This is a genomic window from Oleiphilus sp. HI0067, assembly GCF_001635735.1.
The window spans coordinates 1-261 of record NZ_LWFI01000673.1; the positions used below are offsets into that span (position 1 = coordinate 1).

Below are 261 nucleotides of genomic sequence, written 5' to 3' on the forward strand. Positions count from 1 at the left end.
ACTCCTACTATGCGGCGACGTCGAAATACCCGATGCGTTACCCATCACTAACGAAAAGCCTCGACACACAGGTATGCGTCATTGGCGGTGGATTTAGCGGTGTAAATACCGCTCTTGAACTTGCTGAAAGAGGGTTCAAAGTTGTATTGCTCGAAGCATATCGCATCGGATGGGGAGCTTCAGGACGCAATGGTGGACAACTCATCCAAGGTGTTGTTCATGGTATTGAGCCTTTTGCGAAAGCCCTAGGAGAAGAGGGTG

1 protein-coding gene is annotated in these 261 nt (G+C 49.8%); it reads left to right on the top strand.

Annotated features, from left to right (window positions below; genetic code table 11):
- Nucleotides 1–32 precede the first annotated feature (32 nt).
- On the top strand, nucleotides 33–261 hold a 229-nt coding region (locus tag A3739_RS07720), incomplete at its 3' end, for an NAD(P)/FAD-dependent oxidoreductase (RefSeq protein ID WP_369821097.1).